Origin of the sequence: Pseudoalteromonas rubra, from assembly GCF_000967655.1 — a bacterium.
GTDB lineage: Bacteria > Pseudomonadota > Gammaproteobacteria > Enterobacterales > Alteromonadaceae > Pseudoalteromonas > Pseudoalteromonas rubra_A.
Genome location: NZ_JXYA01000041.1, coordinates 1 through 16,673, shown reverse-complemented (window position 1 = coordinate 16,673; position 16,673 = coordinate 1). Strand labels below are relative to the sequence as shown.

At 38.3% G+C, this 16,673-nt stretch carries 16 protein-coding genes; 12 read left to right on the top strand and 4 right to left on the bottom strand.

The features are described 5' to 3' along the window. Nucleotides 1-562 precede the first annotated feature (562 nt). On the bottom strand, nucleotides 563-862 hold the full coding sequence (locus TW77_RS16475; protein ID WP_156158695.1) for a hypothetical protein: 300 nt from the start codon (nucleotides 860-862) through the stop codon (nucleotides 563-565). Nucleotides 863-1,214: 352 nt separating this feature from the next. Here TW77_RS16475 and TW77_RS16470 point away from each other — a divergent pair, with 352 nt between their 5' ends. The 3 genes from TW77_RS16470 to TW77_RS16460 all read left to right on the top strand — a co-directional run bounded on the left by TW77_RS16470 (nucleotide 1,215) and on the right by TW77_RS16460 (nucleotide 3,215). Next, nucleotides 1,215-2,231 carry a hypothetical protein gene (locus TW77_RS16470; RefSeq protein WP_046006077.1) on the top strand — a complete coding sequence of 339 codons (1,017 nt, stop codon included), beginning with the start codon at nucleotides 1,215-1,217 and terminating at the stop codon, nucleotides 2,229-2,231. Nucleotides 2,232-2,415: 184 nt separating this feature from the next. Continuing rightward, complete coding sequence (locus TW77_RS16465; protein ID WP_046006076.1) at nucleotides 2,416-2,727, top strand: hypothetical protein; 312 nt, start codon at nucleotides 2,416-2,418, stop codon at nucleotides 2,725-2,727. Next, a complete protein-coding gene (locus tag TW77_RS16460) occupies nucleotides 2,727-3,215 on the top strand; it encodes a hypothetical protein (RefSeq protein ID WP_046006075.1) in 489 nt (162 codons plus the stop codon). The genes TW77_RS16465 and TW77_RS16460 overlap by 1 nt, the downstream gene beginning before the upstream one ends. A 113-nt stretch (nucleotides 3,216-3,328) precedes the next feature. Here the strand turns inward: TW77_RS16460 and TW77_RS16455 are convergent, their stop codons facing one another. Beyond that, a complete protein-coding gene (locus TW77_RS16455) occupies nucleotides 3,329-3,934 on the bottom strand; it encodes a hypothetical protein (protein ID WP_046006074.1) in 606 nt (201 codons plus the stop codon). 245 nt (nucleotides 3,935-4,179) lie between these two features. Continuing rightward, nucleotides 4,180-4,434 (bottom strand): helix-turn-helix domain-containing protein, encoded by a 255-nt coding sequence (locus TW77_RS16450; RefSeq protein WP_046006073.1) that lies wholly within the window; start codon nucleotides 4,432-4,434, stop codon nucleotides 4,180-4,182. 91 nt (nucleotides 4,435-4,525) lie between these two features. Between TW77_RS16450 and TW77_RS16445 the strand changes: the two genes are divergently transcribed. From TW77_RS16445 to TW77_RS16435, 3 genes are all read left to right on the top strand, one after another. Further along, nucleotides 4,526-4,900: a hypothetical protein gene (locus TW77_RS16445; protein ID WP_046006072.1), complete on the top strand. Its 375-nt coding sequence runs from the start codon at nucleotides 4,526-4,528 to the stop codon at nucleotides 4,898-4,900. Between the two features lie 802 nt (nucleotides 4,901-5,702). Continuing rightward, on the top strand, nucleotides 5,703-6,014 hold the full coding sequence (locus tag TW77_RS16440) for a hypothetical protein (RefSeq protein WP_046006071.1): 312 nt from the start codon (nucleotides 5,703-5,705) through the stop codon (nucleotides 6,012-6,014). Beyond that, nucleotides 5,998-7,452, top strand: a complete 1,455-nt coding sequence (locus tag TW77_RS16435; RefSeq protein ID WP_046006070.1) for a hypothetical protein — start codon at nucleotides 5,998-6,000, stop codon at nucleotides 7,450-7,452. The genes TW77_RS16440 and TW77_RS16435 overlap by 17 nt, the downstream gene beginning before the upstream one ends. A gap of 295 nt (nucleotides 7,453-7,747) precedes the next feature. On the opposite strand, the gene TW77_RS16430 is transcribed toward TW77_RS16435, so the two are convergent. Next, complete coding sequence (locus TW77_RS16430; protein ID WP_046006069.1) at nucleotides 7,748-10,900, bottom strand: Eco57I restriction-modification methylase domain-containing protein; 3,153 nt, start codon at nucleotides 10,898-10,900, stop codon at nucleotides 7,748-7,750. Between the two features lie 445 nt (nucleotides 10,901-11,345). On the opposite strand from TW77_RS16430, the gene TW77_RS16425 reads away from it, so the two are divergent. The 6 genes from TW77_RS16425 (at nucleotide 11,346) to TW77_RS16395 (ending at nucleotide 16,570) form a co-directional block, all read left to right on the top strand. Further along, entirely contained in the window at nucleotides 11,346-11,798 is a 453-nt protein-coding gene (locus TW77_RS16425; RefSeq protein ID WP_156158694.1) for a hypothetical protein, read from the top strand. Then, nucleotides 11,795-12,748 (top strand): relaxase/mobilization nuclease domain-containing protein, encoded by a 954-nt coding sequence (locus tag TW77_RS16420; RefSeq protein WP_046006067.1) that lies wholly within the window; start codon nucleotides 11,795-11,797, stop codon nucleotides 12,746-12,748. Before TW77_RS16425 ends, TW77_RS16420 begins: the two co-directional genes overlap by 4 nt. A gap of 18 nt (nucleotides 12,749-12,766) precedes the next feature. Next, nucleotides 12,767-13,006, top strand: a complete 240-nt coding sequence (locus TW77_RS25225; protein WP_156158693.1) for a hypothetical protein — start codon at nucleotides 12,767-12,769, stop codon at nucleotides 13,004-13,006. A gap of 2 nt (nucleotides 13,007-13,008) precedes the next feature. After that, nucleotides 13,009-14,469 (top strand): type IV secretory system conjugative DNA transfer family protein, encoded by a 1,461-nt coding sequence (locus tag TW77_RS16410; RefSeq protein WP_046006065.1) that lies wholly within the window; start codon nucleotides 13,009-13,011, stop codon nucleotides 14,467-14,469. Between the two features lie 196 nt (nucleotides 14,470-14,665). Continuing rightward, nucleotides 14,666-15,448: a J domain-containing protein gene (locus TW77_RS24405; RefSeq protein WP_156158692.1), complete on the top strand. Its 783-nt coding sequence runs from the start codon at nucleotides 14,666-14,668 to the stop codon at nucleotides 15,446-15,448. Nucleotides 15,449-15,478: 30 nt separating this feature from the next. Further along, entirely contained in the window at nucleotides 15,479-16,570 is a 1,092-nt protein-coding gene (locus TW77_RS16395) for a hypothetical protein (protein ID WP_046006063.1), read from the top strand. The last annotated feature ends 103 nt before the right edge of the window (nucleotides 16,571-16,673 follow it).

The following is a 16,673-nucleotide window of genomic DNA, read 5'->3' as shown; positions in this document are numbered from 1 at the left end:
TCCTCTGAATTTTTAGGGGATATCGTGCCTGGCGATCTTGAGTGGAATAGGCTAGATTCTGTGGCCCCTACCTTAGTATCGGTTTTAAAATCTAATGCTCTGATAGCCAACCGAGTTCGTGAATTTGTTGGAATCAAGGAAAATGACATAGTTATTATACAATTAGCTTCCGAGAAGTTGAGAACAAGATTTGCCTGATACTTGGTGGATAAAAAAAGATAAAAAAACTTGCGTGATTCGCGATGTTTAGTCTAACCTTTTAGACCCTGATTGAAATTTGCTCGGTGGTACGTATCGCGATGTACTCTCCTGTGCAAAGAATATGCTGATTTGGATTGTTTTCTGTCTCAGGAAATGAAATGTTTATCTTAGATAAAAAATTCCACAATGTTTGTTTTTGGGTTTTTTTATTCATTTTTTGGTCTAAAATGTTACCATGAAGGTAATTTATTTTTGACAGATTTGGAAAAGTCATTATAGTCAGTACGGCCTGACCTATGAATTTATAGGTACAAGTGCGAATAAAAAAAAGCCTCTCGTAGAGGCTGCATGATTACCAAAGTTATTGGATGGTTTTCGATTTATCGGTTTTTTTCTCACTGAAGTTTACTTCAATTTGAGAGCCGAAAACTCGAATTTGAAATCTGGTGATTTCATCCTTCCTATCTTGCATGATTGCTGTGGTGTTTGCTGCGCCAACAACAAGTTCAACCATCAGTATACATGCTAGTACTTTGGCTAAGATTAAAAGCCCGGATAATATTCGGGCTTTTTTACTTCTTTTATTTTCGGGATTTAGCATAACCATCTCCCTAGTTTCGCCAACAGCTAGTAATAGTGTGAGGCTAAGTTGGCGTTTCAAAGCTTGTTCCCACACCAACTACTTACACGTAACCATTTACTGCTATGGCTTATTTGAGCCTAGACTCTATGCGCATGTTAAGCAACTAATTGTCGGAAGGAAATAGCCCTAAGGTATGCTGATTTGGTTGTTTTTTTCTTCCAAATTGGTGCTGCTTCCTCTATTTTTCAGTTTTTATATTAATTAGCACTAAAAATGTGTATTGCTTGGTTGCATTATGAGGAAAAGAATGTATAGATTGACGCATGATTGATGGCGAATCATGATATGTTTGCTTTCTAAATTGGTGCAAAAAATTTAATTTTTATGACGAATTAATCTTGCTATTACTAGGGAATTTAAAGGAAGAAGTATGAGTAAAAATGTTGAATTAGACCCGTTTAAGCGATACACGCTTCTAGCTGAAAGAGCGCATAGTTACTTCAAAGATGGTCAAAAGGTGAAAACAGCAGCGGCAATTAAGAGTGAGTTAGAAGCAATTGTAAGGGATAATTTAGCGGAATTTTTAACTCTACATGGATATCCTGAAGGTGATTTCGATAAGTACAAAATTACCGTTAAAGATCCTTATCTTCTTCTTAATCCTAGAAAAGAAGGTAAAAATAGAACAATTAGTCAAAAGAAGTTTGAGTTTTTTTGGCATCACTTTGAGATGGATAGCTATGTTCATAAACAAGTGAAGGAGTTACCTGATAATTACCTTTTTGATGCTTTAAAGTCCTTTATATACAACGACAAAGATGTAAATGGAGATCTTGAGCCAGGCCACTACATCTTGAAGAGGATGTCCTTTAATTCCAACTTTAAGGGGCATATTGTTGTTATTAGGATGTGGGTGTACTTTGAAACCAACACTATAGGTGAGAGAGTTTTAAAGTACAGAGCAATTAATGCCTATGACCAAGCGAGCACCTCTGAAGGTGAGCCTTACAAAAGAATACGAGTAAGTGAAGGGTTTGTTATTAAAAATCAATATAATACCCTTCTTTTTGGTTCAATAGATTACACACATTTGTTTGAGACAGAAGGAAAGTCATCTTCCAATCATTATCCAGAAATAGTTTCGCTGCATACAGCCAGCCCAAACTCAAGCTTATTCGTTGGTTTTTCTTTGGCGAATTACCCTGACTATAAAAAACCAGCAGTAACACAATGCTATATCGAACGTTTAAGTGCTGTTGATGATAAACTAATGACATTCGATGAGTATCTTGCTGCAAAGCCGTGGGAGAAAGATCAGCAGACTGGAGAAATTAAAATTGGTGTGCGACGGCCAACAAAGAGTGAACTTGTAAATCTAACGCTGTCAAAAGACGATGCTGCACATCGGAATATCATGATTCCAGAAAAGTCTGAATTACCAGATTAAAATAAAATGTCTAATTTTTACCTGCATGATATTCTTTAAGAAGGGTTTTTTGTTGAATGTTTTTTTGATTTTATTCTGAACTAATTGATATTAAATTCGACGACGATTAAAATTTTAATTCAATGTGACCTGGCGACTACCTGAGTTATATAACCTGTCATTGATCTAAGGAGAGGTGAGTGAGATGAAATTGTATGTGAAGAACCCATCAACGGGTGAAAAGATATATTTAAAACAGACTGCGCTTACACGTCAAGAGCTAGCAGCCCAACTTGGTGCCTATAAGTTTAGTGTTGATGGACAGATCTTTTCTGTAAGTGACGTTTTAGCCGAAAGTAGTGAAAACACAGCGAGTGCTATGGCAGCAGGGGGAGTCATTGGTGTCGTCGGTGGAGTACCTGGTGTAATACTTGGTGGGTTGATCGGAGCTTTACTCGGTAAAGGTAGTGATGACGAGGATAAAGTTCAATCAGAAAATTTCAACAGGAGTCGATAGTGCGATCTCCAAATTTAAAGTTGGCTCTAGTTTTTTTGCTACTAGTTGGTCTATCTGCTTTACTGCTTCTCAATAAATCGGAAATGATGTTATATGTCAAAAATGTATTAGAGTGGGAGCATTTAGGAGCGGCTCTTTGGCTTGGTTTGACCTCTTGCTTCATAGTTCATTATATGTCTATATTTTCTGACGATTCATATCAAGGAGGGATTATTTATAAACACTTTGGGAAGTTCGCTGACTCGGCGTTTGCATCCATAACCTATGGACTTGCATCATCAACTTCGGCATCGATATTAAAAGGTGTTTATGTGCAGCAGTTTTTTAGTACTGAGGTGTACTTTAAGAACTTTGATGATATAGATATTTGGTCAATGTTGGTTGTATGTTTGTTTTTACTCGGTTATTCAATCTATGCTGGTTTTAACGCTTTGAGGACTGCAATATTTAATACTCAGACAGAAGTCGCAGTAGGGATTAGTAGTTAGCTTTTTGAGCAATGCGTGAGATATGCCGACGCTGTTTCCTTAACTATGTCACAAAAAACCAGAACAAAGTCTGGTTTTTTGAGGATATAACTCTTATGGATGGAAGGAGTGCTTTAAGAAAGACGCGGCTCCTGATCCTCTGAACCATTTGATTTTGCAGAGCAGATCATCATGGTTAACACCGCCCCACAACATACGGCCCATGCTATATAAATAAGCCCTTCAAAGTTATCGTAAATCAATGTCCAAGACTTCCAATCAAAATATGACCAAGCAATATTTTCGATAAGTCCTAGTAGATTTATGACCGACATATACATGAAAATCCAATGAAAAATCCCATCAAAATATGTTAACTCGATCTTTGGTGATTTCGATATTAGCCGAGAGACTTGTACTCTAAATATTAGGAGGATTGTGATCAATAAACAGAATAATATTTGCATTCCATAGATCAACGTGCCTTGAAGAAGTTTATTATCAGATGGGTTGACATAGTTGACGATACCTGCTTCAAAAATAGCATATTCAATGCCTGTAAAAACGAGGATAATCCCTGCTATATGAGTGATATTTATATCTTTTTTATATGTTCCGTAGACTACACATACACCTAGCACCGTTAAATAAAGAGGTGTAACGAGGCGATCATCCCAAAGCTGCATATAAAATACCGCCATAGAGAAAATAGTTAGCAAAATTAAGTTTGAAAGTTTCATTACTTATCCTTGTGAGCTCACTTCAGGAGCTGGCTCTATTGGGTATATTTTGGCCGCTTGTGATCTGGGTGGTTTTTTCGCTGTTGCTCCTCCTGATACTAAAGAGCATGAAGTGGGATTACACACTATTAGCGCAGATCGATTACGTCTTATTTCCCGCTGTTTTCTGTCAAGAAGGTCTTTTTTTAATAATGGCTTAGAGAATAAAAAGCGCTGAACTAAGTCAAAAAACTTTATCTTTTTCATTATTCATCATCCTGTAATCTTTTCTTAGTAGAGCTGTTCATAGTACTACTAACTTGTTTAATCTGATTTAGTAAAGACTTAGTATCTATTTTACAGAGCATAAGCCACAGAAACAGTTGTTTAGACTTAATGTCACTCACACCCTGTTCGTAGTTACTAATTGTTTTTCGATCACATTCTAACTTTTTTGCCATAAGTTCTTGAGAAATATTGGCTTTCTTTCTCATCGCTTTTAAATCATCACCATCAATCACGTCCTTTTTCCTTATTTTTTTGTGATGTGGAGACTTTTCCACATCTGAATGAACATAATCTTAACAAAGGTGTCTCAATGTTTAAACAAAAATGAACGTGTCAAACTTACTACAGTTAGAAGATATCGTCGTCACAGCCGTGCAGGGCTATGGATTACACGATATTTATAAATACTCAAAAGGTCAACAGAGCGTTTACATAAAGCATGTTTTTATGCCGAAGCTACAGGAGATTGTAAAACCAGAGATAACAACTGAAGAGATTGATTTCTTGCGGTCACTAGATTCTATGTATCAGTACTGCTATGTCCTGGTCTATGTCAAATGCAAGCAAACAGGCCGCTTTGATACTGCCTTTTTTATGGATGATGGTGAAGCTATCAAGGGTACGAGTAAAAGCGATGTTAGCCAGCGCCTTGCTGATTTTCAGGAGATCGCAAAGATCATACGTAATGTGTTGCTATGAATAGGAGTATTCCTGTTCATCAGTAGTTTTTTAATGTGTTGAGGAATATCAAAATTCAGAAAGGATATTGAAAGACGCGTATTATTCATCAAGAACTTAAAGTGAAGTAAAGACAGGGTTTTCTTGTTCAGTGACCTTTAATTTATATGCTTAAAAGTTAGATAGACGAGAGAGGCAGAGCTCAAAAAGAAGTGCGTCTATGTACGAGTATGATACTCAATTGGCTATGACGTGATCAGACGCTACGTTTCTTCATTTAAAAAATATAGAGTAATACATTCGGATGATCACAATCTTTCCAGCATTTTGCCAGCCTCGCACTTGAAGGAGGGTATGTGTTGTACACTTGATATACCACGATATGACACTACGATAGCTATGGAAGATATTTCAGCGTGACAGCCTCCTGACTTACAAAGGTAAGTGAATAAACAGATGCTAAACTTTTTAGCAGATGGCTTGTTGCATGTCTCGCTTATAAAGTGCTGCACCCTAAGGTTTTGGCTTTAGCAATTTGATGAATAGTTCTCATTTTCTTTTTGGTATCTTTAAGTTTTTAAGTCCTATACACCTTGTAACATAGAAGTGTAACGAGCAGAGAGCTTGAGAGGGTAAAAAAAGTGAAATCTAAAAAGTGGGCTGTTCTGGATTTACGTTGTGGGCAGTCTATTATTAAGAAGGGCGTTATGTAGCTCTTGTAAGTTACTTCTTTCAACTCTTGATAATAGTTCTTGCATTCCTATTAGAGGGTCTTGTTTTAGTCCTTACAATCATTTATGGATAGATAAAATTGGAGGGGTGAGTGTATAAAATTAAACCTATAATTGATGAATGTTACTCATTCTTTAAGAGGGTGGCTGTTTACGATTTCATTGTTAAGCTTGGGGTTGTAGTCACTATACTGTCTGGCCTTATAAGCATGTATACTTTTTTTCAGAAAGATACAAGAACAGAAGAAATGGGAAGTAACTCTATTATTAATGATGTAGAAATAAGTGGTAATTCGAACGGTGTTATTAATATAGGTTCTGATTTGAGAGGGAGTGTAATTAATATCGATGGTGCCAAGTCGAGCGATGTTAAAAAGGAGGATGTTGATGAGGGTGATAATTAAGGTTAATTTAGCTTTTTTCTTGTTTCTTTATTTTGGATTGTGTCTTGGTAATGATGTTGTAAATAATAAAGTTGATGTGGAAGGCTCTCACATGGTATTTGTAGGTAATGACCAAAAAGGAGCTGAGATAAATTATGATAATAGAAGCTTTTCAACTATTGTTAATGACGTTTTAGTTAATTACGAAGGGTTTAGTGAGCAAGAAAGGCTTGAAATTATTAAATCAATTGAAGTTTTAATACGAATGTCTACTAAACTTAGGGAAGAAGAAGAAGCTAGAGGAGAGTTCATAAAAGAAGCTGTTGATTATTTCACAAGTCTGGCGGGGCACATTCCGACAATTCGTAGTAAGATTGAAAAAATTTCAGAAATTAATGAGATTAATAATTCAGATGAGCTGTATAGGTATATATCTAGAAAAATAATGATAAGCACTGAGTTTAGGTATAATATTAAAAATGAAGATGGAATGGATAAGCACTTAGTCACCTCTTATTTAATGTCTTTAGCTGACTCTGCCGTTTTTAAAAAAGAATACTTAAATATTTCTAGGGAGGCTTTCATAGAGGAAGCTAGAGCTATTTATGGTTATGATAATGTTGCAAAGCTAAGCATTGAATACCTCGCGAAAATTGAAAAAGATTTTTACTGGACATTAAAGTCGGCTGTTATGATGTTCGAAGTTTTGAAGCTAGTTGAGAGCCCTGCCCCAGGTTTTGAAAGTTATCATGAAGGTATTGTTTCTAGATCTATTGATTTTGACGACTTTATGAGGGATAAACATCCTCTGGATTACTTAGGAATTAAAGGCTACAACATATTTAATGATAACGAAGTAGCTTATTACTCCTCGGTTTTGAAATCTCTTGAGTATCATTTTCCTAGTAATTATACAAAGGATGGCGGGCCATATAGGTTTGATGATTCTCGTTATTTGAGATACTCTTCCTCATCTTATGAGACGCAAAATAAAATTTGTGCCGCATTTGGTATTTTACCGAGTACGAGCTTTTATTTCCCTAACTGGGGTGAGCTTTGGGAGATGTGTATTTCAGGCTATATTCTGCTTGCTTTTTTACCAACTGAAAATGACAAAAGAGAAAATGAGGTTGCTCGTTATTTTTCTGAAGATTTTGAAGAGGGAAGTTCGTTGCATGAGTACTTTAGACATTATTATTACTATAGTGATTATGGGGAAGATATATTTATAGAGTATTATAACTTTTATCAAAGGCTTTGGGGACTGCCTGTAACTTCTTACGTTAACAAAACTACGAATTGTTTTATAATGGATGATGCCTTCTGTTTACGTGAAGTGGTAACAGAACCTCTCGGAGTCCACTTGGATTTTGATTTATTTATCAGTGATTTAAAGAGGGGTGGGATATCTGAAGATGTAAGTTATTCAGCTTCACCTATTGTTGGTTGTGTCTTGTAATATTTTTATACTTTGGCTTCTGTTCAGGCGTGACCCAAGTCACTTTGGAGCTTAATATCTGCGGTATCTGCATTGGACAGTTTTTAATTTTTATGTGGGACTTACTTCAGAGAACTGATAAAAAGAAAACTAAATTAGTTCGATTATTTAGGAAGTGATGTCCGTAGATATAGGTTTCCACTAATGGTGTTGAATAGCCCTAGTCTCTAATAAACTAAGGTCGTAAAATTAAACCCTACTTAATAGTGTTGATATAAGGGGGGGTTACAAAATTGTCACCCCTTATTATTTTTCGTTATCTTACCAATATTTCTAAAGCTAGGGTGTTAGCTTCTTGAGTGAGTTTTTCAAACTTCTTTTTATCATCTGTTGAATGAAGCTTTTCAGAGATATTTGCAAGCAGAACTGATTTTTTACAATTTTTTTCAAAGCTAGGTAAGTCAAGGTGTTTAAAGATATTGCTAACTTGAATGCTGATAGTATGACTTTCTATATAGTGCCTAACTAGGCTACAGTTTAATAGGCCACAAATGTAGTGCGCAGATTGTTTATCATAACAATCTACAAAGTAAACCTTATGGTCGGGAACATAGGGTCTCTTACCAATGAGTGGCACTATTTTATGATCGCAAACAGCTGCTTTGAAGCTACCACTTTGTTCCGCCCACATTACTTTATATGGAGAAAAAGAGTATGCCCCCACATTATATATGTGGAAGAATTCATACTTGCTTAGCCTCGCCTTGTAAGTGGAGCGATCAAGCAACAACTCTCTGTAATCGGAAAGGTAGCTGTAAGTTTTAGGTAAGTCATTCTCAAGTACATCTTCAGCTTCTAATAGAAACTTCTTCGTAATTCCTGAGTTGGGAACTATATGGAACAGCGAGTGTTTGGGTTTAAACTTAAACTCAGAAAAGTCAGCTGCTCCTTTCACCATAGGGTAAAGAGTATCAGGCTCTATCCAAAACCTCTTTGCGACACCGATATCTTTTTTACCTGCCTGGGGCCTGGTTTCTATCTGAACTAAACCTCTTTTTTCGTCCACATCTAGAATTTCAACCATGTAGATGCCATTTAGGTCTGCGGTAACTCCCTTTCTACCACTTACCCATTCGGATTTCCCCCTGATAACAGATGTTTTTTCAAACTCACCTATATTCATAATAGCCCAGGGTGAGCGGGAATCAGCTACGGGGTTAGCTTCCATTGGTGTGCGTTTTATTCCATCAAGAACTTCTTCGATAGTTGAATGTTCTTTGATTGCTTTTTTGAAGCCAGATTTAGCCTGCCAAATAGTATAAGGTACAGGGTATGGGTTGTGTGGCTCGTTTACCTTTTCAAATCCTACAATAACAGTCTTGTTTGCTGCATCGGGGAAAGGTTTTAGAGCTTTCAAGTCTTCGACAAAAGTTGGTTTCAAGTATGCGGTATCACTTATTTTAAAACTCCTGAATCCCTGAGAAGAAGGCGACTGAAAATGAGTTTGAGTGATGACGAAAACAATTTTCCCACCATTGGTAAGCCACTTATCTGAAGCCGTATATGTGATCATGCCAGAAATGTCTAGTTCGTTACCGCCATGAAACTTAGTTTCAGAGAAAATTTCATAGGCTTCGCACGTTGGCTTAACTTTTTCTCTATAATCGACAGGAAGAGCAGACCACCGTACCCAAGGAGGGTTGCCAATAATTAGATCAAATTTACCGGCTGTTGCTGACCAAAAGAAGTTACGAATGATTCTGAACCAAATACCATTCCAGTTTTTTTTGTGTAATGAGAGAACTCTTTCATAAGTTTCCTTTAAGGGGGCTTCCCAATTACTCAGCTGGAGTGTGTCAGCAATTCTTTTTCTAATTAATTTTTGTGAAACTGTCTTAAAATCAGAATCTTTTTCGATTTCACTTCCCATAACAGAAAAAACCATATCTAACTTGGCTCGGTCAAATGCCAGTTCTGAAGGTATAGTAATTAATAGGTTTGCTGTTCGACTTCCGATCCTGTACTCAACAACATCTTCATCGCTTTTAGGATTTCTTGCTGGGGAGTAAACACTATCAGCAAGTAGGATCGGTAACTCGATGTTTTTGGCTTTACACTGAGTTACTAAATCCGAGATAGCAATTAGAAAATTTACTCTTGCAGCTTGAACTGCAAGTGGGTTTAAATCAAACCCCCAAACAGTGTTTAGTAGTGCATCTATTGTCTGTTCTGGATCGAGTCCTTTTTTGTCAGCCTCGGCTCGTTTTAATCGAATTGTCTGTAGTAAAAAAGAACCTGAACCACACGTTGGGTCCAGCACTTTTTTTTCAAGCCATGAATCTTGATTAGAACGGTTCAGTGTATCGGTTACTAGCCAGTCTGGGGTATAAAATTCACCTAGGCTTTTACGAAGCACATCAGGTACTAGAGCTTGATAGAACCCCTTCAGAACATCTTTCGAACGGGCAGAAGTTAAATCGTCAAACCGGTATAGAGAGATTTGTATAAGTGCCTCTTTCAAAGCCTTTATTATTTCTTTACGATCATTTTCTTCTGTAGAGTCCAGATACCAAGAGAATATGGCTTCTTCAACAAAACCTTTAATTCCTACGGTTTCGAAATACTGACTTTTCTCGATATCGTGAGAAAGTGCTCTCAGTAAATTATCTTCTTCTAGGGATGCAAGGTTACCACAAAAGTCTTTGTATTGAGTTAAGTTCAAGTGAGATACTAGCTCAGCACCCAATAGCTTCATTATCAGAGCGTTGTATGTATGAATAATAAAAAGAAGGCCAGAGATGCTCTCACTGCCCATTTTGGGGGCACTAAAGCCTACCTGTTTAGTGATTTTAGAAACTTGGTCATTCGTTAAGCCTGACACTTGTCCAAAAAGTGATTGCCACTCTTTGAACAACATTTTTATCTTGTTGTTTCCCTTAGTTTGGAAGTGTAATGACAATTCATTGGACAAAGCGTTCATCAGCCCCACTCCCACAGTTGCATTATGACCGAAATCATCAACAAGGTTCTGGGTGGTTAATGCTCGCCTTTTATTGTATTTAAGGGCTTTCAATACCTTTGTAATTGCAATTTCAGAAACTGGCATCAAATCATGGTGAATTATTTTCCCGTTTTTCATGAAACAAAAAACAATACTTTCACCATCTGTTGCAATGCCTGTGTACTCTTCTTCAGCTATACCTTCGGCTATTGCTCTTCTTTTTATATATTTATACAAGCGATCATAGACGGCATTCTTAAAGGCAGGTGATGTAACTTTACCTCCAAATAGACCTTTATTCTTAAGCTCAATAATGACTTGATTATGAAGTAGATCGTTTTTGTCTCTTTCGGCATGGAATGCGATACCTACTGCTGAAAACGTTGTAGTCCACGCTATTCTTAGCTCTTCTTCTGACGCGCATTTGTTGGTATGTTTGACCAGTTGCTCATATAGTTCTGTGTACATATTCTTTGCGTTCTATACCCTGATGTATCAAATGATCCCACAATTTGTGCGATTGACAAAGTTAATTGGTATCAGCTTTCCGATTTACCTAATTGCAAGGTGTTTTCGTGAGTAATGCTCATGCAGCTACTCTCAACATTTTCTTAGTTGTTCAGCTAGGATGCGTAACGTGCTTTTTTCTTCCGTAAAGTACTGAGTATTACGAATCATCATAAACTGTTGTTATCCCTCGGCAGCATATGGCTTTTGGCTTCGTATTGTACATTAAACTCTGACTTTCAGGTTCTTCAACAAGCCGTTCTGAAACCATAAATAATAGAATGCGGTATATCCGCAGCATCTATTACGTTTGGAGGTAAATATCTTTACACAACGTGTTAAATTTTTGTGTTTATAACTGGTGCAATAGTTCAATAAATCATCTATGCTGAGTGGAGTAGCAAGATTGCAAGTTGGTAACCAACATCTGCTCTCTTGCTTAGGGGACCCCCTAAGAACCCCAGGATTTCAACAGCTGGAATGCGAGCATATGGATGAAAAGCGGCGAGAATATTTCAAGAATTATGTAGATCAAAGGAAGCGCATTAGCATCAGTCTTTGCTCTTCAGACTATCAAAAAGTCGAATATTTAGCTGAAAAAATGCAGATGAAACCAACTTCATTTGTAGGCCATCTTGTCCAACAAAAGCTTGGAAAGAATCCTGTCTTAGCCCCTGAGATACACAAAGAGCTAAGAGAAATTACCTATCTTATTCGAAATATTTCAAGCAATGTGAATCAAATCGCACATCGCTCAAATACGCTTAAAGTAATGGTTGATGAGAATGCTTTACTCATGGAGCTTAAGCGCCTTGAAGATGTCATTAAAGGCTACGTTGCTCAGAAAGCCGACTCATGATTATCAAATCGATGAGCCGTAAAAGTAGAAGCTTTTCACAGCTATACCACTACATGAAGAAAGGCTCTTCACGTAGTAGCCAATATGATTTTTTCGCGCAGAATATTTATGCGCGTAAAGACAAAGATATTATCGCAGAGTTTTCTGCGAATGCTCACAGACTAAAGGCCCGAAGAAATGGCAATTACTTGTTTCATGAGATAATCTCGATTACTAAATCATCGCAGTTAACTCTTGAGCAGGAAAAGCAGAGGCTCTTTGATATTGTTCAACACTACGCCCAAATGCGGTGTAAGTACAATTTGGTCGCTGGTTATCTGCATGATGAAAAAAGCAACAACGTGCATTTTCACTTGATGATAAGCAGTAATGAAATTGACTCGCCCACGAATCAACGGCTCACTAAATATGAATTTGATCGAGTTAAAAAAGCGACTGAAAAATATGTGATAGAAACATACCCTGAGCTTGAGCAAGACATCTTAATTAACGCGACCCGTGAGCAAAGAAAACAAAAACAGTCAAACAAAGCCGGTGAGGTAAAACGCAAAGGAGGGCGGCTTGAGAAGAAAGAGAAGATCACTCAAACGCTCAGAGAAATCTTTGCTCAAAGTCGCTCTATGAGTGAACTGTTTAACAACCTATCTGAGCAGGGCATCGAGATGTACAACCGGGGGAATACTATTGGATTTATTACTCTGGGTGATGGCAAGAAGTATCGACTCAAGACATTGGGGCTAGAGGATGCTTTTCGCCAGGTGGAAGCACTCTCTACTCGGCAGACTAACAGGCGTGCTGAGAAACCTCCTTCTTCATCACAACAAAGCACTGAACATGAGCCAGTGAAGCATGATGATGAAGTAGAGCGCAGAAAAGCTGAAATAAAAAGCCATCGTAGCAAGAAAGCAAACCGTGGCGATAAGCAAAACGACAACGACTTTGAACGTTAATCTTCAATAGGTGAGTATATGGATATTTTTGGTTTATTTGATGGCTTATTTAGCTTCTTTTCAGCCTCGCGTGCTGCACGAGAAATCAGTGATGATGCTCCAAGGCCGGAGTCTGTATCCTCTCAAAAGTCAGCGAGACAGCGGCGGGAGAAGCTGCAACAAATTTCCCAGCGGCAACAGGAAATATCCACACAGAGAAAGTATCAGGCCCGTGCCCGCATAAATCATAGAGATCATTCTCGTAATCGGGAGCGCTGATAGTGTCTAAGATCATCAAAGGTACATTCTCAAGCCTCTTGAGTATTGGAAGCTTTATCGCCAAAAAGAAGCTCTTGGTCCAGGAACAAGGAGCACGTTTTGCGAGTCAGTCTGAACTGAGTTCCATATTCTCTCGAAGTAACAAGGGAGTTCTGATCAATGGAAATGACAAAAGGCTATCGCTCAAAGATTCCTTCGAACATTTAGCCGTAATTGCGAAGCCTGGCTCAGGGAAAACAACCGCTTTTATAATTCCATCAATATTGGAGCTTGGGTCCTCGGATTGCTCAATGATAGTGAATGATCCAAGTGGTGAGGTATATCAGCTTACCAGTGGCCACTTGGCCTCAAAGGGGTTTCGCATTGTTCGGCTTTGCCCAGAAGACTTGCCTTCATCTTCACAGTTTAACCCTTTTGCTGGCTTAGATGCTCGCCATACCATAGAAATTGAACAGATTTGCGCGTCCATAATCTTATCAAAGTATGGCTCTGATAAAGAACCTGTATGGAATGAGGGAGCCATTTCGATACTGGAGGTGCTGTCTAAATGCTTAGCGTATTCTCAACCTGAGAATCTGAATTTGGTTGAATTGAACTCGTTAGTTTTGCGCTTTGGGAGTGATGGTACTGGCCTAGATGAGTGGGTAGCAGAGAATTCAATTAATCCATTTGAACCAAATGACAGGTCGCTCTGGGAATCGTGGTTGGGGCTTACCACCAGTAACGAAAAGATGCTCAGTAGCTATGTCACTATTTGCAAAACTGCGCTTAAACAACTTAACAACCAAAATATACGAGAGTTAATGCGCTCGGATACTCTCGATCTACAAAATATCCGAAATGAAAAAACGATCATTTATCTTAATTTTTCTGAGTCCAAACAAGCCTATTATCAGTTCATTATTGACCTGTTTTACGTGCGCTTTCTGTCTATTGTGATGGACCACAAGCCCTCACCTGGTGAGCTCGATGTTTTTGGTTTTTTGGATGAGATGGGCAATTGCTACATCAATGATTTTAATATCAGTATCAACAACGTTCGTAAGTATCGTGTTTCACTCTCACTGGTCTTTCAAGGCATTTCACAGCTCGATGATAAGTATGGGCATGACAAAGCAAGGGCAATTAAAGCGGGTATAGGGAGCTTTCTTATATTTAGAGGTGGTGATTTGGATACGAATACCGAGTTTTCAAAAGTCATCGGTGATCGCGCCCTTGCGCAACGTGAGCACTTTACTGACATTCGAAAAACATACGAACGTATGCCTTTGTTAGCCCCTGAGCAACTCAGGACTTTGGGGAGCAATCAAGCCGTGTTTATATCTTCCTACAAGCAGCCAACTATCGTTGATTGCATGGGTTACTTTGAGCACGGGCGTTACTCGCGTTTAAGTAAAAAGAAACCGGCACCGACCAGTAAAGGCTCTGTCACCTTAGATTTTGATACGACTTTGAGGTTATAGAGATGAATTCTGACTTGTTGGTTTTTCTCGGGATCTTTTGGTTTGCGGGTTTATCCATTGGCTGGTTTTTTAGAAAGGGCATTTCACTGCTTGGTCTTATCGTTCTGATCTGTTTTTTACCAGTATTTAAGGCCGTTTCTATTATAGATTGGTGGCCGTTTACTACGGCCTTTGTCTTTGGTTTGCTCATTCATACATGGAAGCCACTTTACAAAAAGGTACAACAACTATGACTCCACTCCTTTTTGGCGCAGCTGCTTATATGCTAACGGGTTATTTAATTGGCAAATTATTTGTGCGTTTTAACCCTGCTTTGATGTTGATCGGTTTATTTCCACTCTATGGTATGTGGATAGGTATTTCCGAGTTAGACAATAAATACTTCGCCACCGTGTTTTTTGTCATTGGTATGGTCCTGAATTTCAATCGGCCATTAACCTATGTACGTTCACGTATCAGTGATGTAGTCGGGACAATACGGCTTCGCAAATTAAGTAGTGACTACGCCTCAAACATTGAAGCGCAAAAGCAACAAGCCGAGCGCGACCTATACGAACAAAAGTGCAAGGTAGAGGAAGAGCTCAAGCGCCAGAAAAAAGAAGCAGAGCGAGACCTTCAAAGGCAGCGCCAAGAAGCGGAAGAAGCTATAAAGCGAGAAGCCGAGAACCTTCGTAAAGAGCAAGAGCGCTACAGGCGAGAGCAAAGTCGCAATCAAAATCAGACAGATTCTGAGCAATCCTCAAGCGCACATTCCAGCAGTCCACACTTGAACCCATTAGTGTTTGCTGATGCTTGCGAGATCTTAGGCCTAAGCCAGGGGAAAAGCCTAAAAGAATACAAAGCTGCTTACTTGAGGCTCATGAAACTGTATCACTCAGACAAACTGGCTGGGTTGAGTGATGAATTGCGTAAGCAGGAAGAAGAAAAAGCTAAGGCTTTGAATGTGGCCTGGGATACGGTGAAGAAGAAGTTGAAATAAACAGGTTAAAAAATAATAAAAGGACTGAGCATGGCACCATGTTTTAAGAAAATATTCCCCCATTCAATGGTTGTGGTTTTAGTCGCTGGTTGCAGCGCGATGTATAAGGATCAACAACGAGTAGATCGCATTCATCATGAAAGTATTAGTTACACTCAGTCTATGATACGAGTCGAGCTTGCACCTATGTACCGAAACAAAAAGAACATATATCCAGGAAGTGGCTATGGGCTCTACTTGGGGGACGAACTACTTATGACTGCAAATGAAAACAGAGAATTTCTTTTGTCGGACAAGAAATTGAGGTGGAGGCTATATGAAATATACAAGGATAAAGGGAAGCTTTGTTTTGAAATTAGGAGAGGAAAGCCTAAATATGACTTATCAATGTACTCAGAATATAACTGCTTCATCAACACTGAGCTCGAAAAGAAATTTTCAGTTGATATGGCGATTGAAGAATTGGAGCAAAAAATTAGAAGGTTGGAAGCTGAAATAAAAAGTGAAGCGGTCTTAAGGAATTCAAATTTTAACTCTAGAACACAGACTTGTGATAAGCCATATATTAAGCCTATAAGTAACCTGTGTGGCAGGCCACAGAAAGAACTGGATCGACTATATATCGATTGTTTTAGGCCTTTAGGTTCTAAAGCTTGTCGTTACTTAGCTGAGGAAAACATAGAGAGAAAAAACTTATCGGCGGAAGAAAAAAGAAGGAAAAAGCTCGCTTCAGCTATTTTCTGTAAAACAGTTGTTGGTGGAAAGATTACAGGTGCAGAAATAGCTGATGAACTTGGTGATGAGCTCACAAGTTCTGACAATATTTTCGTTCAAGGTGCCGGTTACTTGTTGGAATTTGGTTCTGCAATAGCAACAACAGCTTCTGTTTCTAGCTGCTTATCGCGGTTTGATATGCACTGCGATACTCTAGTTAACCAACGAAAACTGCAAAATTATCAGCAATGCTCAACTGGCCTAGTTATGTTTGATAAAAAAAAGGACGAACTAAAAACATTAGAGAAGCAAGTGAACTCTCTTCGTTACTCTAGGAGTCGAATTGTTAGAAATCGCTCTCCTAAAAAGAGCAGCCGTTTAATATTGGCTTTCAATAACAGGTTTTGATTTAAATTGGTTTAAAATTATTAATACGTTTAACCTGGGGGGAAAGTGCCGAGTGCAATATTTCTGTTGCTCAGGTAGAAGTTGAGATATAGTCATTTCTGGT

What these genes read in the sequence shown, in the direction of transcription:
- TW77_RS16470 (WP_046006077.1), top strand. Translation starts at nt 1,215, where the DNA reads ATGAGTAAAAATGTTGAATTAGACCCGTTTAAGCGATACACGCTTCTA.
- TW77_RS16465 (WP_046006076.1), top strand. Translation starts at nt 2,416, where the DNA reads ATGAAATTGTATGTGAAGAACCCATCAACGGGTGAAAAGATATATTTA.
- TW77_RS16455 (WP_046006074.1), bottom strand. Translation starts at nt 3,934, where the DNA reads ATGAAACTTTCAAACTTAATTTTGCTAACTATTTTCTCTATGGCGGTA.
- TW77_RS16445 (WP_046006072.1), top strand. Translation starts at nt 4,526, where the DNA reads ATGAACGTGTCAAACTTACTACAGTTAGAAGATATCGTCGTCACAGCC.
- TW77_RS16435 (WP_046006070.1), top strand. Translation starts at nt 5,998, where the DNA reads ATGAGGGTGATAATTAAGGTTAATTTAGCTTTTTTCTTGTTTCTTTAT.
- TW77_RS16430 (WP_046006069.1), bottom strand. Translation starts at nt 10,900, where the DNA reads ATGTACACAGAACTATATGAGCAACTGGTCAAACATACCAACAAATGC.
- TW77_RS16420 (WP_046006067.1), top strand. Translation starts at nt 11,795, where the DNA reads ATGATTATCAAATCGATGAGCCGTAAAAGTAGAAGCTTTTCACAGCTA.
- TW77_RS25225 (WP_156158693.1), top strand. Translation starts at nt 12,767, where the DNA reads ATGGATATTTTTGGTTTATTTGATGGCTTATTTAGCTTCTTTTCAGCC.
- TW77_RS24405 (WP_156158692.1), top strand. Translation starts at nt 14,666, where the DNA reads ATGGAAGCCACTTTACAAAAAGGTACAACAACTATGACTCCACTCCTT.
- TW77_RS16395 (WP_046006063.1), top strand. Translation starts at nt 15,479, where the DNA reads ATGGCACCATGTTTTAAGAAAATATTCCCCCATTCAATGGTTGTGGTT.